The organism is Polaromonas sp. P1_G2, from assembly GCF_056405515.1.
Genome location: NZ_JBFUBY010001022.1, coordinates 1 through 481 on the forward strand (window position 1 = coordinate 1; position 481 = coordinate 481).

The following is a 481-nucleotide window of genomic DNA, read 5'->3' on the forward strand; positions in this document are numbered from 1 at the left end:
GATCCAGCCATCGGCCGGCGCCGTCACCACCAATCCCTGGCCGGCTGCAACCGTCAGACCCTGTGCCGGATGGCCGGTTCCATCGTCATCACCAAAAAACCGCAAGACGTCGCCGGCAACCGGCAGGTCCAATTTGGCCTTCATTACCGAGAACGGATATGCGGGCGCAATGCGGTTTTTGTCGGGCAGGTTGGTCTCGGCGTCGCGCCTGGCCTGTTCCAACTCGGCCGGTGACATGTTCTGGCGCTTGATATCCTCGAGTTTTGAAGCCTCTGCGGCTTGCCGGGTCGAGGCGATGTCCTTCTCCATCGACGAGATCAAATTTTCGAGAGATGTGGCGCGCGACGCCAGTTCGGCGGTGCGCTGCTTCTCGTTTTCGAGCTCGGCCTTGTTGCGTGTCGAGAGCTTGTCGTTCTCGTCGATCAGCCGCGACATGCGGTTTTCTTCCTCGAGCGCCGAGGCCATGGTCGTCACATAGTTC

The 481-nt window shown here is 60.5% G+C and carries 1 protein-coding gene; it reads right to left on the reverse strand.

Annotated elements, in window-relative coordinates; all coding sequences use genetic code 11:
* On the reverse strand, window positions 1-465 hold a 465-nt coding region (locus AC1D0P_RS28865; RefSeq protein ID WP_477679869.1), incomplete at its 3' end, for a hypothetical protein.
* Window positions 466-481: the final 16 nt, after the last annotated feature.